The 14,840-nt window shown below is 59.5% G+C and carries 12 protein-coding genes and 1 tRNA gene; 5 read left to right on the plus strand and 8 right to left on the minus strand.

Annotated features, from left to right (window positions below; translation table 11 throughout):
• Window positions 1–104 precede the first annotated feature (104 nt).
• The 5 genes from BGE01nite_RS15085 to BGE01nite_RS15105 are packed head-to-tail and all read left to right on the plus strand — an operon-like array spanning window position 105 to window position 4,879.
• Window positions 105–587 (plus strand): type III secretion system chaperone, encoded by a 483-nt coding sequence (locus BGE01nite_RS15085; protein ID WP_146851315.1) that lies wholly within the window; start codon window positions 105–107, stop codon window positions 585–587.
• Between the two features lie 37 nt (window positions 588–624).
• Window positions 625–2,481 (plus strand): hypothetical protein, encoded by a 1,857-nt coding sequence (locus tag BGE01nite_RS15090; RefSeq protein WP_146851316.1) that lies wholly within the window; start codon window positions 625–627, stop codon window positions 2,479–2,481.
• 38 nt (window positions 2,482–2,519) lie between these two features.
• Entirely contained in the window at window positions 2,520–3,056 is a 537-nt protein-coding gene (locus BGE01nite_RS15095; RefSeq protein ID WP_146851317.1) for a hypothetical protein, read from the plus strand.
• Entirely contained in the window at window positions 3,053–3,529 is a 477-nt protein-coding gene (locus tag BGE01nite_RS15100) for a CesT family type III secretion system chaperone (protein ID WP_146851318.1), read from the plus strand. The genes BGE01nite_RS15095 and BGE01nite_RS15100 overlap by 4 nt, the downstream gene beginning before the upstream one ends.
• Before the next feature lie 57 nt (window positions 3,530–3,586).
• A complete protein-coding gene (locus BGE01nite_RS15105) occupies window positions 3,587–4,879 on the plus strand; it encodes a hypothetical protein (protein WP_146851319.1) in 1,293 nt (430 codons plus the stop codon).
• Window positions 4,880–4,903: 24 nt separating this feature from the next.
• Here BGE01nite_RS15105 and BGE01nite_RS15110 read toward each other — a convergent pair whose 3' ends face one another.
• The 8 genes from BGE01nite_RS15110 to BGE01nite_RS15145 form a co-directional block, all read right to left on the minus strand.
• A complete protein-coding gene (locus BGE01nite_RS15110) occupies window positions 4,904–5,677 on the minus strand; it encodes an RNA polymerase sigma factor (RefSeq protein ID WP_146851320.1) in 774 nt (257 codons plus the stop codon).
• Between the two features lie 145 nt (window positions 5,678–5,822).
• Window positions 5,823–7,490: a tetratricopeptide repeat protein gene (locus BGE01nite_RS15115; protein WP_146851321.1), complete on the minus strand. Its 1,668-nt coding sequence runs from the start codon at window positions 7,488–7,490 to the stop codon at window positions 5,823–5,825.
• A gap of 82 nt (window positions 7,491–7,572) precedes the next feature.
• Window positions 7,573–9,129: a flavin monoamine oxidase family protein gene (locus tag BGE01nite_RS15120; RefSeq protein ID WP_146851322.1), complete on the minus strand. Its 1,557-nt coding sequence runs from the start codon at window positions 9,127–9,129 to the stop codon at window positions 7,573–7,575.
• A 96-nt stretch (window positions 9,130–9,225) separates the two neighbouring features.
• Window positions 9,226–10,311, minus strand: a complete 1,086-nt coding sequence (locus BGE01nite_RS15125; RefSeq protein WP_146851323.1) for a hypothetical protein — start codon at window positions 10,309–10,311, stop codon at window positions 9,226–9,228.
• Window positions 10,312–10,641: 330 nt separating this feature from the next.
• Window positions 10,642–10,716, minus strand: a tRNA-Val gene (locus BGE01nite_RS15130).
• Between the two features lie 83 nt (window positions 10,717–10,799).
• Window positions 10,800–11,642 (minus strand): helix-turn-helix transcriptional regulator, encoded by an 843-nt coding sequence (locus tag BGE01nite_RS15135; RefSeq protein ID WP_146851324.1) that lies wholly within the window; start codon window positions 11,640–11,642, stop codon window positions 10,800–10,802.
• A gap of 25 nt (window positions 11,643–11,667) precedes the next feature.
• Entirely contained in the window at window positions 11,668–14,022 is a 2,355-nt protein-coding gene (locus BGE01nite_RS15140; protein ID WP_146851325.1) for a sialidase family protein, read from the minus strand.
• A 75-nt stretch (window positions 14,023–14,097) separates the two neighbouring features.
• Entirely contained in the window at window positions 14,098–14,814 is a 717-nt protein-coding gene (locus tag BGE01nite_RS15145; RefSeq protein WP_146851326.1) for an HpcH/HpaI aldolase family protein, read from the minus strand.
• Window positions 14,815–14,840: the final 26 nt, after the last annotated feature.

The following is a 14,840-nucleotide window of genomic DNA, read 5'->3' on the forward strand; positions in this document are numbered from 1 at the left end:
ATGAATGAAGCCGCACTGCACTCAGTGATCACGATTGTCTTGACCTCCATCGGGTGTCAGGGGCAATAGCGAGCCTGACAGTTTCACTTCAGCTTTTTACTCCCATGCCTGATACAGATCCCCGTCTCGCCTCGCTCCTTAGCGCTCTGGGCGCCCACATCGGCCTGCCGAATCTGGCGCTGAATGACGACAATGTCTGCCGCATCGTGCTGGATGGCAGCTTGGTGATCGATATCGAGCATCAGGTGGGTTCAGACAATGTGCAGGCTTTCTCCGTCGTGGGGCCTCACCCTGGCGACAATGTGCGGCTGCTGCACAAGCTGCTGGCAGGCAATCTTTTTGGCCAGGGCACGGGTGGTGCTGTGCTGGGGCTGGATGAGCAACGCGGCGAGGTGCTGCTTTGCCAGGCCTTTGATCTCTCGGTCATCACCTCGGAGCGATTCATCAGCGTCCTGGAGGCCTTTGTGGGCTACGCGCAGGCGTGGACAGCGGAGATCCTGGATGCTGAGGAGGAGCATGCCATCAGTGATGATCATCACACTCCGGATGAACCTATGTCCGGCCCCGCCGGCTTTATCCGCGTCTGATTCCTTCCTGAACTAGTCAGCCTCAACGACCAAGGCCATGCCAGTCACTCAAGCCTCTTCTCTTTCTGTCTCATATCCAACGATCCTGCCGCAAGTGCAGCAGGGTGGGATTGGTGAGGGTGGTGACCAGCGCCTCGGCGGCATGAAGGCCGAGGAGGGTGGTGGTGGCATTCAGCGCGCATTCACTCCGAAGACCACCTGGGAGCGTTTCACCTCCCGTCTGAAGCACGGTTGGGAAGGAGCGAAGTTTGACACAGACCAGGGGGCCAGCCAGGCTGCTACGCGCTTCAATGCCCGGCACAAGGAGTTCAGCGGCAAGGTAGAAAGCCTCGTGTCCCGGCTGGCTTCTGGGAAGAACTCCGATGTGTCCGATCCGGACATGATGGCCACGCTCCGGAATGATGTGAAGGTCATGCACCGGAACGCTCCTTGGGCATCACGCACGGATCTCCTTTCGAGCCGCATGGATGTGGAGCTCGGAAAGCTCTCCGATGACCAGCTGACTGAAGTTTCCAAGCAACTCGCCTCAGCCGACACCTCCCGCCTGACTGACAAGGACAAGGTGGACCTGCAAACGATGCAGCGTGCCGTGCTGCGCCAGCAGCTGGCCCGCAGTCCCGAAATGGGCACCATGCTGGGGACGATCAACCATGGGGCACCCAGCACGGTGACAGAGAGAAACACACTGGTGGGACGATTGACCGGTCTCAATACCCAGACCACTCAATCGTTGACGGGGTTGAATATCCCTGCGCGAGGCGGTAATGATGACATCGTTAGCGGAGCCATCAGTATTGCGCTGAAGCGTGGGGGTTATACCCCGGCCCAGTTAGGCGGAATGAACCGCAACCTGCTGAATGTAGAGCGTCAGCTGTGTCTCGACAGGCCTTTGACCGACAAAGGTGAAGTGCCTGAAATTGCCTCGTTCCAGCCGCGGATGCGCATGCTTGGCCGGGCTGTCCGCGAGGAGTTCCTCCAGAACAATGTCACGACCTTCAAGGATGACAATCTGCGCTCCAGAATGAAGCCGATCGGTTCCGGTGCGGCGCACACGGTTTCCAAAGGTGAGTATCACCAAGGTGGCGGAGAGGTCAGCCGGGTGCACAAATATGATGACGAGCAGTTGATTCATCCGGATGGGGGGCGCTTCGGAGCTCCGGCCAAGCTGGGCATCGACCAGAGCAATCCCAAGCTGCTTGAGCGCGCGGTCTTCACCTCCAAGCTGGACACGCGTCTCGGCTTCAATGTCTCCGTGGGGACTGACTTTGCCCGTCATCAGGACCAGACAGGCATTGTCATGGAACTGGCGGGTGGAAAGACGGCGAAGGACACGGTGGGCGTGACGGGCAATCCTGGTGTGGCCCAGAAAGAGCTGATGAAACTCCAGCTCCTGGACATCATCACAGGCCAGGCGGACCGACATGGCGGCAACTATCTCGTCCAAACGAATGATCAGGGCGTGATCACCGGCGTGAAAGCCATCGACAGTGACTTCTGCATGGGTCCTGAGCCCGATGATGCCTCCAAGATTGTGGGCAGGCATGCGGTTCATCTGCCTGGAATGCCACCCGTGATCGACACTGACATGGCCATCGCCATTCGCGGGTTGTCAGATGACGATGTTGCGAGATTGTGCGGAGACATGTTTGATGATGCCACCATTGCCGCCGCCAAGTCCCGATTAGGCAAATTGAAGGGGCACGTCACTAAGCTGGAGCAGACCCCCGGAGGGATCATCCGCCCGGATCAGTGGGGGACGAAGGAGGTGACGGAGAAGCTTGAAAATACCACGGTCAGGGTCGGGAACAAAGACGTGCCCACCAGCTACTGGCAGCGAGATCATGCGCGTATGGAGAGACCCTTCGACCCGTTTGCTGAACTGGGAATCTCATAACACGAACGGACACATCGCATATGAAAGGCCTTCGTGACATGACCTCCACACTCCGCCGCCACCGGCTGCCATCGCCGCAGGTGCCGGAGCCTTTGCAGCCACACGTCCTGCGCCGTCGAGACTGGGTCTGGGGATCCCGCGTGGACGTTCCACGCCTGTATGACCTCGAGAGCTACATCATCGAGACGACCGACACGCCGGTGGAGGATTTCTTCCTGCTCGGGCACGATGGTTACGGAACAAACTCCTGGTTCCTCCACTGCTATCTCCAGCATGGCCCGCTGAGTGTCTTCATTCAGACGCCATGGGGCGGAGCCTATGCGGATGCGGCGCGTGTGATCGATGCCGTGCAGCGCCGCTTTGTGCTGCTGGAGCGTTTGCTGGTTGCCATGGACCAGGCGTTGATCGGCGGTCACTCGCTGCCAGGCCGTCTCATCGTCCAGCAGAGCTCCGTGGAGTCACCCCGTTGGGGCTGGCTGACGGGTGACCAAACTGTGACTTGGCAGGAAGAGTTTGCCAATGCCATGACACCGGCCCTCGAATCTCTGCAAAGCCACACTCTTCATCGCTCATGAACCTGCATCAACATACCAACGAACTCCTCCAGCGCGTCGCCGAAGATATCCTGCCTGAAGCACTGAGCGGAGATCCGCTGAAGCTCACGGACGAGAACCAGTGCATCATCACGCTGGATGAGAAGATCATCGTGATGATCTACCTGGATGAATCCACCCGCACCTTGATCCTGACGGTGCCGATCGCGAAGCTGCCGGAAGACGTGTCACGCGGTGCCATCATGCTGGAACTGCTGCGCGCGAACTACTGCTGGAATCTCACGCAGGGCGGCACGCTGGGTGTCGACCGCACGACGGACCTCATCTGCCTGAACTACATGGTCGACCTGCCGCTGGCAGAGCCTGCGCAGATGCCGCAGATCATCAGCAAGCTGGCTGCTGTGTCCCAGCACTGGATCAATGTCATCGCTGAAATGAGCAGTGACTCTGAAGGTGAGATTCCTGCGGAAGCCGGCTCCATGATCCGTGCCTGATCCAGACTGCCCACATCTCCTGAAACTGAACGGAAACTTCATTCCACTTCGAACGCCATGTCTGTTCATCTCCAGCAACCCCTCCTCGGCGGGCTGCCTCCTCTTCCTCACGATCAAGGCATCGATGCAGGTCAAAACAATGTGCCGCCCCAGCAGGGTTATGTTCCGCCTCAGCTCGGCGGCCAGCTTCCTCAGGCGCCGCATCTGGCGCAGCAGCAGGGAGGGCAGCAGATTCCACAGCCCAGCATTCACATGCGCCGGTTCTCAGCCGTGCTGGTGGGAGTCGGCTCTGCTTTTCGCGCTCTGCTTGCCGTGGGCACACTGGGTATTTCGGAAGGTCTGAAAGCCCTGGCTGGCAAGATCTATGATGCGGCGACCTCAAGCAGCCGTCATCAGGGACCGATCGCCATCAATCTGCCGAACAATGGCGGGCTGGTGCATGTGGATCCGAGCATCCTGCCCGGGCGCATTCCCAAAGGCATGACGCAATTGCAGATGCAGCAGGCACTGCAAGACAAGGTGGACGACGGCTACCGACTTGTCTCTGATCTCACCGCAGGAAACCCGATCGGGCGCACGTGCACGCAGAAGGACATGACAGACATCATGTTCTTCCTCCAGGTGAAGGCGGAGAACTCCAAAGGCAGCTTTAAGGAAGGGGCCTTCAACATCGCGGACCCAGGAGGTCGTATCAAAACCTTCCTCGATTCCAACAACACGGCCTATCAGCGTGACTCATCTCACATCACGGCCTTCCAGACGACAGGTGGCGAGGGGCATCGCGGCATCGATGCGAACGGCGGCGGTCCGGACTTCGACAAGACGCTGCCGCATGGCATGAAGACGCTTCTTTACGGAGGCATGTCCACCAATCCCGGGTTGAAGATGCCTGAGGACCGCCTGTATCTGAAGATCGAGAGTCATGGCGCCTGGCTGACCAAGCCGCGCGGCGGAGATGATGCTGGTGGTCCGCATCGCACGGGCAACCGCCATGATGTCGGTGCTTTCCTCGGCCATAGTCTGTCGTTCATTGCCACACGTGGTCAGGGCTCGGCCGCAGGCACGTTTAAAGAGCGCATCCCGGACACGGTGAAGAATGCCTATGAGAGTCTCCAGGAGCGCATCGGCCCTCCCGCGAATGCCACACTCGGCCAGGGTGACCCCACTGGCACAGCCAGCGGCATCCGTGTGATGCTGGAAAATGTGGACCTTGCGCTGACGCAGGTGATCCATGGATCACAGGAGGAAAGGGATCTACAGTTCTTCGCGAACAACATCCGGGCGACCTATGACCACAGCAATGTGCGCTTTGGCAATGAGATCATCTTCACGGCCCAGGACATGGCTTGAGCCTGATCCTGATCCAATCCATGGTTAGGCCGCAACGGCATCGAGCAGCAGACGGATCTCCTGCTCGATGTCCGCAGGATCTTCCACCGTCTGGGCGATCTCGTGGCGGAGCACCTCACCATAGCGCTTCCTCATGCGAAAGACCGCGACGGCTACCGTGCCGGAGCTCATGCCGAGCTGCTTCCCGAGGCCCTGGTAAGAGTCAGGGTTTGAGCCACCGGCGAGGAAGGGTTGAAGAGCATTGAAGAGGTTCACCTTGCCCTGGCGCTCGTAGTCGCGCTTCAAGGCATCAAGAGCGCGCTGGAGGAGGTTCTCCGCCCAGCTTCTTTGAAACAGTTTTTCGGGTGTGTCGGGGTGCGCGATCTCGCGCTCATAGCGCTCCTCACCTTCATCACAATCCACGGGAACAAAGGTGATTCGTCCACCGCGTTTCTCGGCGCGGTTTTTACGCGCTTCATTGCTCACAAAGTGCCGTACGGCACCGAGGAGGAAGGAGCGAAAACGACCGCGCTCAGGATCGGCATGGGAAAGCACATTGTTTTGCAGCACGTGGGCAAAGAAGCCCTGGGCCAGATCCTGCGAATCTTCTGGTGAGTAGCCCTGGCGCCGCACAAAGGCATAGATGGGATACCAGCAGGCGCGGCAGATGTCCTCGAGATCTTTTTTAGAACGCTGGTCTTTGTCATCGGCAGCACGGAAGACCATGCTCCAGCGCGTGGCGGAAAAAGCCTCGGGTCCCCGAGCCCGGTCAGAAACCTGGCTGGGTGCGTCGTTGATCGAGCTGTCGTCAGCTGCCATGAGCAGGGGTTAGATGGCGCGCATCTTGTGCGCAACTAAGTTTTTTCTTACATTTTTTGAAGGCTCCGAGACTTCGGGGAGTCCTGAATTTTAACCGCAGATAGCGCAGAGTGCACAGATGCCTTGGAGGGGGCTTCTCTACCTGTTAGCCGATCCATCGAAGCATCTCCTCACGCACACGTGCCAGAGGCGTGGCCCAGTCTCCGAGGGAAGGCTGGCGGAAGAGGTGCATGACGTCGGGATACCAGGGCGTGTCTGTCCGGTTCAGCATCCAGCGCATGTCGGGATCAAAGGGGAGGATGATCCAGACCTGCTGGCCCATGGCTCCGGTGAGGTGTCCCACAGCCGTGTCCACGCTGATGACGAGGTCCATCTGAGCGATGAGCGCCGCGGTCTCGGCGAAGTCATGAAGCTCCGCCTCCCATGTCTGAATGGGAAGACTGGCGAGTGCGGCGCGGTCGCTTTCGAGGATCTCTTTTTGCAGACAGTGGAACTCGGCATCGTTGGTTAGCAGGCTCTTCATCTGCTCCAGCGGGATGCTGCGGTGCTCCTGGCCCTTGTAATGAAGGTTTCCGCCTGACCACACAAGGCCGATGCGGGGCCGTGTCTTCGGCCCCAGTTTCGCCGCCCAGGCCTCGCGGAGCAGGGCAGGGGCGCGGAGGTAGGGAAGATCTGCCGTGAGCTGGTCCACGGATTGCCGGAAGGCTCCTGGCAGGCTCATCTGCGGGCAGTGGCAGTCAAACTCGGGCAGCGGCTTGAGATAAGGCGTAAGCTCGATGGCATCAAAACTCTCGCGCAGAAGCGGGATGAGACCCTCCTGGGCCTCGACAATGACCTGTGCGCCTTGCCGAACCAAAAGTGGAACATAGCGGCAGAACTGGATGACGTCTCCAAGACCGCCATCAACATTCAGCAGGAGACGCTTGCCTTCGAGCGGTCCATCACCCAGCCACAGAGGCTTGCCGACATCACGGAACTCCTTGCCATGGCGGTCAGATTTCCAGCGCCATTCAAACATGGCCCAGCCGTTCTCGAAGTCCCCCGTGAGAACCAGCATCTCCGCTTTGTTCCACCAGGCGTCTGCATAGTCGGGAACGAGCGCGGTCGCACGATCACAGCATTCGATGGCCTCAGCATGGCGACCGAACTCACGCAGCACGATGCTTTGATTATAATGCGCCTCAGCATAGTCAGGACGGATGCGCACGGCCTCTTGGTAGCTTGCCAGGGAATCCGCAAGCCGCCCCTGCTGGCGCAGAACATGGCCGCGATAGTTCCAAATCTGCGCATCGTCAGGATCAATCTCCAGCGCGCGATCATAACTGGCGATGCATTCATCAAGGCGGTTCAGCGCACGGAGTGTGATGCCGCGATTCTTCCAGGCACTCAGATACTCGGAGTTGATGGCGATGGCGCGATCATAGTCCGCCACGGCGTCATCGAATCGTTCCAGCGCTTTGAGGACGACGGCGCGGTTGTTGTAAGCCACGAATGAGTCCGGCTTGAGCTCAATGGCCCGGTTCAGGCATTCGATGGCTTCTTCAAGACGGCCAAGCTTGCAAAGCACAATGCCCTTCTGGCGGTGGGCATCGGCATTCGCGGGATTGGACTTCAGCGCACGCGCATAATGATCCAGCGCCTTCACGAAATCTCCACGCTGGGCATGGATGGCAGCGAGTCCTGCGAGGGCGAGACTGCTGGCCGGTGCTTCGAGAAGCCAGGCCTCATATCCGACCTGGGCTTCATCCAGACGACCGGCCCGATGCAGCGCCGTGAGTGCTGCGAGTGAGGAATCTCGGGTGGAGTCGGCCATTCAGGACACAGCAAAACGTAAGAAACCCTGCATGCAACGAGCTTTCGCTGATGCATGCAGGGCTTCGGAATGAAGTCGGTTGTTATGCCTCGACGCCCAGCAGTTCCTTGGCAGCACGGTTGCCGCTTTCGACACCGCCGTTCATGAAGCCTGGGGACTCGCCGCTCGTGTGCTCTCCGGCGAAGATGAGCTTGCCGTCCAGCTCGGGCTTCGCAGCCGCGCCGTAGACCCAGGTGTACTGGCCCACGAGTGGGCTGGAGTAGCTACCGCGCATGGTTTTCATGCTGGGCCAGTTGAGCATGGTCTTGTTGCCATCCGCCTTGGCTTTGAGGCCAGGGAAGATGGTGTCCAGCTCGGCGATGTATTTCTCAATGTTCTCCGGGCCGTACTGTGCGCCGATGGTGCCGCCCATGAAGTTCGTGATGATGCCGCTGTCACCGGACTGACCGCGGCTGGTTTCCCACACGCTCTGGAAGCTCTTGTCCGCATACACAGCGCCATTGCAGAACTCTTCGCGACCGCCGAAAGGCTTGCGCCAGAGCCGCTCGCTGAAGCCGTACATGACCTTGAGGTTGGTGCCGTAACCCATCTCCTGGATGGCCTTGTGCTTGTCTTCGCTAAGCTTCAGTTCGGTGACACCATCGATTCCGCGCAGGATGGTGAAGGGCAGCGCCATGATCACATTCGCATAGGAGGGCGTGAGCAGCTTGGAGTCTGTGGTGAAGCTCAGTTTGATTTTGCTGCCTTCTTCCTGAATGCGGACCAGGCGATGACCACTGTGAAGCTTCACCTTGCCGGAGATGGCGCGCTGCACAGCCGTGGGCAGGGTGTCATTACCACCACGCACGCGCCATGCTTCGTCGCTCTCACCAAAGATCTGGAAGCCGTTGCTGGTGTCCGGATTGATGAAGTCGATCAGGTTCAGGGCGGACTGCCTCTCCGCATCCACGCCATACTCGGGCACATAGGCCACCTCCAGCATCTGGAGAATCCAGCGCTCGGTGCCTGAGCCCACCTGCTTCATGTAGTCCTTGAGGCTGGTGTTGTCGAGCTGGCGTGCCTTGGCGGTGTATTCACCCTTGTCATCGGTGAGGCCTTCCGCATCTGCGGCGATCTTTTTGGCCAGCGGCTCAAAGGCGGTGATGACGTCCTTATCGGTATAAAATTTTCCGCCGAAGTGGTAGAAGTCCACGCCTGCGTCACCCTCCTTCAGGTTCTGCAGATCCACACCGAGCTCCTTGGCGAGCTCGATAAGATCGGTGTGATTGGAGTCCACCAGCTCGCCGCCAAGTTCGACAAACATGCCGTCCTTGTTGAAGTCTCGCTTCGTCCACATGCGGCCGCCGAAGCGCTCCTGGGCCTCATAGAGATGCACTTCCACGCCTGCCTGCATGAGACGGAAAGCGGCGGTGAGTCCGCCGATGCCGCCGCCGACGATGGCCACAGGACCTTCGATCTTATTGGTGGCGGGCTTTTCTTCTTTCTTCTCCGCTTCCTGCCCGTGCAGACCGATGGTGGCAGACAAGCCTGCGGCACTGGCGAGGCGGAGGAACTCACGGCGTGAATGCGCGTGAGGGGCGGAGGCTTCGCGCATGGCGCGCATCACGGAGCGGAAGAGGGGAGTGCGTCCTGGGTTCATGGCTTTGGGACTGTGAGATGAGTTGAGCAACAGAGGGCGATTACAAAGAAGGGCGTGGCCCTCGCGGACCACGCCTCATCACAAAGGAGTTTCCTATTATTCGTCGTTGGTTGGGCCGACGCCGATGAGCCAGAGCTTCAGGAAGTTCATGACCTGCTGCTTGGTAAGCTGGTTGGCATCCAGCTGGTAGGTGATCTTGCTGGCGGTGCAGGTGTCTGCGTCACCAGACTTGGCCATGGTGTCCACATAGGAGACGACGCCGGTCAGGGAAGGCACGCTGTTGTCCACGGCGAAGAAGGCCTCTTCGTCATTGGCGCTCTTGAAGGCATCTGCCTCGGTGCTGGAGGGCTTGTTCTTCTCTTCATTCCAGCGGAGGTTGAACTCATACTGGCCTTTGCCGTTGGAGGCGCGGTTTGGATCTTCCACCCACTTGATGGAGCCGGTGACCACGTCTTCATATTCCTTGCCATTGAGGGCATAGTGGAAGCGGATGCCGTTGGTCAGCCAGTTGCCTGTTTCATAGTCGAAGTCCAGGTTTCCGGTGACGGTGCACTTTGGATAGCTCTGGGCAGGTCCCTGGGCCAGCTGCACGTTTTCAAAGCGCATCGGGTCCACGTTCTTCACTTCGAGCTTCACTTCCTTGCCCTGGAACTTGCGGACATAGGACATGACGCCATCGGTCTTCTTGCCTTTGCCATAGAGGCGGCCACCGAAGTTGTCAGTGAAAGCAGGTGAGCGGCCGATGGCATCAATGCTCACGCGATGCTTGCTGTCACCGGAGCCGGCGAGCTCATACACACCCTGGTTGTCGATCGGCACCGTGCCGACCCATTTGCCCACGGTTTTCTTCTGAGTCATGTTCACCGGATTGAGCACAGCGAGGTCGAGTGAATAGAAGAGCTGACCGGGCTGCTCCACGCTGCCGAGGATCTTGCTCGTGAGCAAAGGCTGGCGTTCCACCTTGCCTTTGAACTCCGTGGTCTTGGCGACATTGAGCGCCACTTCATACACATCCTTCGCGCCTTTCTCAGGCTTGCCTTCGGCGGTGAGGCGTGTGCGCGTGTTGAAGGCGATGTTGACGGAGCCGGAGATGGCTCCGGGCTGCGTGATTTTCTCCAGCTCTTCAGCGTGAAGCGTCACAGCGGTGAACGCAATCAGGGGGAGTAGGCCAAGTGGTTTCATGATGATGTTTTGGTTCTCGAACTTGCTAAGGCGGTCAGTTTTACGCATCCCACGTTCGGAAGGCTATTCCAAAAACTCAAGTTGTTTCCAATCAAGGGTTGGGAGAACTTGCATACTCCCTTCGGAGTATGCGGCGAAACTCTATGTCAATAATGGCACATACATGCGCAGGGATATGAGTGCGCCTGGGTTGAGTTGCGGAGAATGCTCTGGCCTAATGAAATGTCTGACCATATTGAGGCGGCTGGCACCGCGACATGAAGTGCCAAGGAAGAGGAAAGTCTGATCTCTGGAGTGAGGACAGTTTGTCGTGAAACTGACTCCAAAAGATGGTGCGCGGTGCAGGGTTCGAACCTGCGACCCCTGCCGTGTGAAGGCAGTGCTCTACCGCTGAGCTAACCGCGCGGTGTTGTGTGGGGCGAGAGTCTTAGACGTGGTCCGAGGCTTTGCCAGTGCTTTTTTATCTTCTGAGATGGTTTTTTTGCTGCTCAGGCTCCCCGGCCACGGTACTCACCTGGAGCCACGCCGACCCAGCGCTTGAACACGCGGGAAAAGATGGCCGCGTTCGCGTAGCCGACACTTTCGGCCACGACTTCCAGCTTGTCGTGACTGGCCTCCAGCAACTGACGGGCGCGCTCCATGCGCAGGCAGGTCAGGTGCTGCATGGGGCTGCGGCCGAGCTCCTTCATGCACAGACGGCGCAGGTGCTCCGGGCTGCAGTGACTGCGGTGGGCGAGTTCGGCCAGCGTCCAGTCCCGTTTCAGGTCCTGCTCCACATCTCCCCACAGTCTGGCCACGCGCGGCTCCTGGCTGCGCCAGGGGTGGGCCATGCGACGGACGGTGCCATGCAGCAGCTCTAACCAATGATGCAACATGCGCGGCTCGCGCTCGCCCTGCCATTCACTGCGAAAACCGGTGATGAGACGCAGGATGCCCTCCGCCTGATCCGTGGGCATGACTGGAGATGCGGCGCCGACAACTGGAGTGACAAAGGAGGGCTCGTCATAGCGGATCCAGGCAAAGCTCCAGCGCTCGCGACCTGTGGCATAAAAAGCATTCAGCACACGTGGCGGTGCCAGGCAGACCATGCCGGGCTTCACGCGCTGCCAGCGGCCATCCAGCAGGATCTCACCAGCGCCGCTGACACAGGCGAGCACAAAGCTGCCCGCAGGTGCCATGCGCACACGGCGATACGGCGGCAGCGCCTCATCCATGCCGAGCCGGGCGATGCGGTGCGTGCTCATCTCCGCACACTCCGAAGCCTCGACCACCCAGCGGCGCGGGCGTGGCCCATCGAGGGTGGTTTCGGTGAGGTCATGCCCGGCAGTCATGCGGAGCTATGACGTGGGATCGCCACTACTTCAAGGGCGGCAAAGGCGGGAGCTTGGCGCTGTAATGCACGGCGCGGTGGCGGTTGTCATCAAAGGCAAAGTGCAGCCACTGCTTGTCCGCGCTGACAAAGCCATCTGGGTAGTTCATGCGGCCTTTCGGGCCATCGACTGATTCCTGCTGGAGCACTCGCTGATAAGGCCAGGTCTTCATGCCATCGAAGCTGATCCACAGCGCCATGGGGCTGCGATGTTTGCTGTTCGGGTTGTGCAGGATGGCCACGGTATCACCACCGAGATTGTACAGCGTGGTCTTGCTGCCCGGATTCGGGATCTGGGTGATGCTGGCGAACTCGGGCCAGGTGAGACCGCCATCCTTGCTCTCGGCCTTGTAAAGCATGCCGCCGAGACCATCCGCGCGGATGACCATGGTGATGCGGCCATCGGGATGCTCAAAGAGATCGTTCTCGGCCCAACCAAAATAGCGACTGTTCGGCGTGAGACGGACGTTGCCATGCTCGGTCCAGGTGGTGCCGCCATCCTTGCTGATCAGCACGCCATTGCGTGGATTGGTGAAGGCGCGGTCGAGCGGCTCCTTCTTCTGCTCGTCATCAGGGCCGATGTAGTGCTGGAAGGGGATCATGATGCGGCCGTCTTTGCAGACGATGTGCTTGCGAATGAAGGTGCGGTTCTTCAAGCGGCCAGGAACCTCGATCGGCTTGCTCCAGGTATTGAAGCTGTCATCGCTGGTCAGATACCAGGAGCGCCAGTCATTGGCCCAGTGCTTCGAATGCGTGGAGAAGAAGAGCGTGCTGCACTGGCCCTGGATCATGAGTTCGGTCGGGCCCTGGCCGATGGTTTTGCCCTCACGCGGGAAACCGACATCGAAAGGCGCGAGCGGTGTCCAGGTTTTGCCCTTGTCCGTGCTGCGGGTGACGCCCGTGTAGTTCAGAGGGCTGGGCTCGGTGTCGCCACCGGCGAGGATGAAGAGGATCCATGAGCCATCGGGAAGCTCGCGAAGAGTCGTGTCGCAAACCATTTTGTTCGGCGTGAAGCCATCGTAGGGGATGCTCTTGAAGTCCTGCTTGGCATCTTCCAGGCCCTGCGCGGTCCATTTGGGGTCAGGCCTGATGGAGGAGGGAAGCTTGGGCGAGTGGGCTTTGTTCACCACCGTCTTCTTCGGTGTGAAAACCGGTGCCGCATTGGTGGCGCGAGGCTTGGCATGGTCCATGGGAGTCGGTGGCGGCAGTGGGCGTGGAGCAAAGTCAGCTTCGGTGAAGGCCACGTGCAGAATCTCCGCATCGGTGTGGCGGTTCCAATCATAGAGGATGTGGATGGTGCCGTCCGGATCCTGGATGCCATCAGGATAAGAGACTTCGCTGCGATCATCGATAAGCAAACCCTTGCCCCAGGTCTTGCCATCATCCTCGGAAAGGTAGGCCTTCATGTTGGAGCGGCGCGGCAGGCGAACATTGATGGGGCCGTTTTTCACGAGCAGGAGTTTGCCGCTGGCGAGACGGCGGATGAAGAAGCGCGCGCTGCAGTTCTGAATGGTGGAAGGCTGCGGCTCGCTCCAGGTCGCGCCTTTGTCCGCAGAAGTGCTTTCGCTGATACCATCCTTGGTTCGGGCGAGCATCCAGAGGCTGCCGTCCTTGCGCTCGACGATCATGTGCTCATCGAAGTCTGTGCGTGGAAAAGTCACGCCACCGCGACGGGTCCAGGTCTTGCCCTGATCCGTGGAGGCGAAGACATTGGCCATGCGGATGGCATCGAGGTCCTTGTGCGCTTCCTTGTCCACACCTGGGCCGCCCATGCGGTCGCGAGTCCAGAGAGACACAGGGAGGAGCCAGTCGCCATTGGAAAGCACGGTGGGCTTGTTCAGTGTGCAGCCATCGGCAAAGCGTACAGGAGCGGTCCATTTGGGCTCGGCTGCATCCGGATCATCGCAGCGGATGAACCAGTCACCGCAGCGACCATCAAAGTAGCCGAGGCTCTGATCAAAGAAGCACCAGAGGCGTCCCAGAGGGTCTGTCCAGAGATTGCCGACGAGGGCGCGGCGCTCATAGCGCACGCCATTCAGTTCACCATCCTTCGGATCGATGACGACCTTCGGCTTGGACCAGCTCTTGCCATTGTCCTCACTGCTGGCGAGCATGAAGAAGCCATTTGGCGAATCACCATTGCCCACCCAGGCGGCCCAGAGACGGCCCTTTGGCGTGCGATCCATGCCGATGATCATGTTTCCAGGGCGGACCTGATCATCATACTCCGGGCCGGGCTGGGTATTGATCACAGGTGGCTCGAGAGAGAGATCGAGCAGGGCTTTGTCCTGAGCAAAGGCGGCCGTGGCGGCGAAGCAGAGGGCGGTGAGGAGAGGCTTCATGGTTGGATGAATGAGGACGAATACGCACTCAAGAGGGTGCGATTGGCAGCGCAGGGCAGGGAAGTGAGGGTTATGTTAACACCATGTGCGGGCCAGCTCGATGTTCCGCTTGAAGCCTTCGCGCACGAGCGAGAGATCCGAGTCCATGGCGAGCCAGTTAAAGCCCATCGCTTTGAGCTTCTCCTTATCATCCGCATGACGCACAAGGATGCCGCAGCCTTTGCCATGATCGCGCGCTGCTTTGGCGACGGCATTCACGCAATCATCATAGCTGCGTGGAGACTGGCGGGCCTTCAGATCATAGGACAGATCGGCGGGACCGATGAAGAGCGCATCAATGCCCTCTACAGCGGCGATTTGGTCCGCATTCGAGACACCTTCTGCGGTTTCAATCTGTGCGAGGATGATGGGCTTGGGCAACTCGCCTGCTGGAATGCGCATGCCATAGCCATAGGCGCGCACCGTGCGTGAGACGCCACGATGACCCTTCGGAGGATAGGTGGCTGAGCGCACGCAGTGCTCGGCTTGGGCCACGGTGTCCACATGCGGGACCATGATGCCGTCCGCGCCCCAGTCCAGGACGCGACTGATCAGATCTGGATGCGGGGCGCTGACACGCACGATGCCGAGCGTCTGGCTGCCGCGGAGAGCACGTAATTGGTTCGGCAAGGCAGCTTCGGACTCGCAGCCGTGCTCGAGGTCGATCAAGACCCAGTCAAAGCCGCACTCGGCGGCGAGTTCGGACATGGCGGGTGAACCGATGGAAAGAAAGGTGCCGATGTGGGACTTCATGAAGGGAATTTTGACAGGAGATTTTG

The sequence above is a fragment of the Prosthecobacter gellanilyticus genome, assembly GCF_007992435.1.
Classification (GTDB): Bacteria; Verrucomicrobiota; Verrucomicrobiia; order Verrucomicrobiales; family Verrucomicrobiaceae; genus Prosthecobacter; species Prosthecobacter gellanilyticus.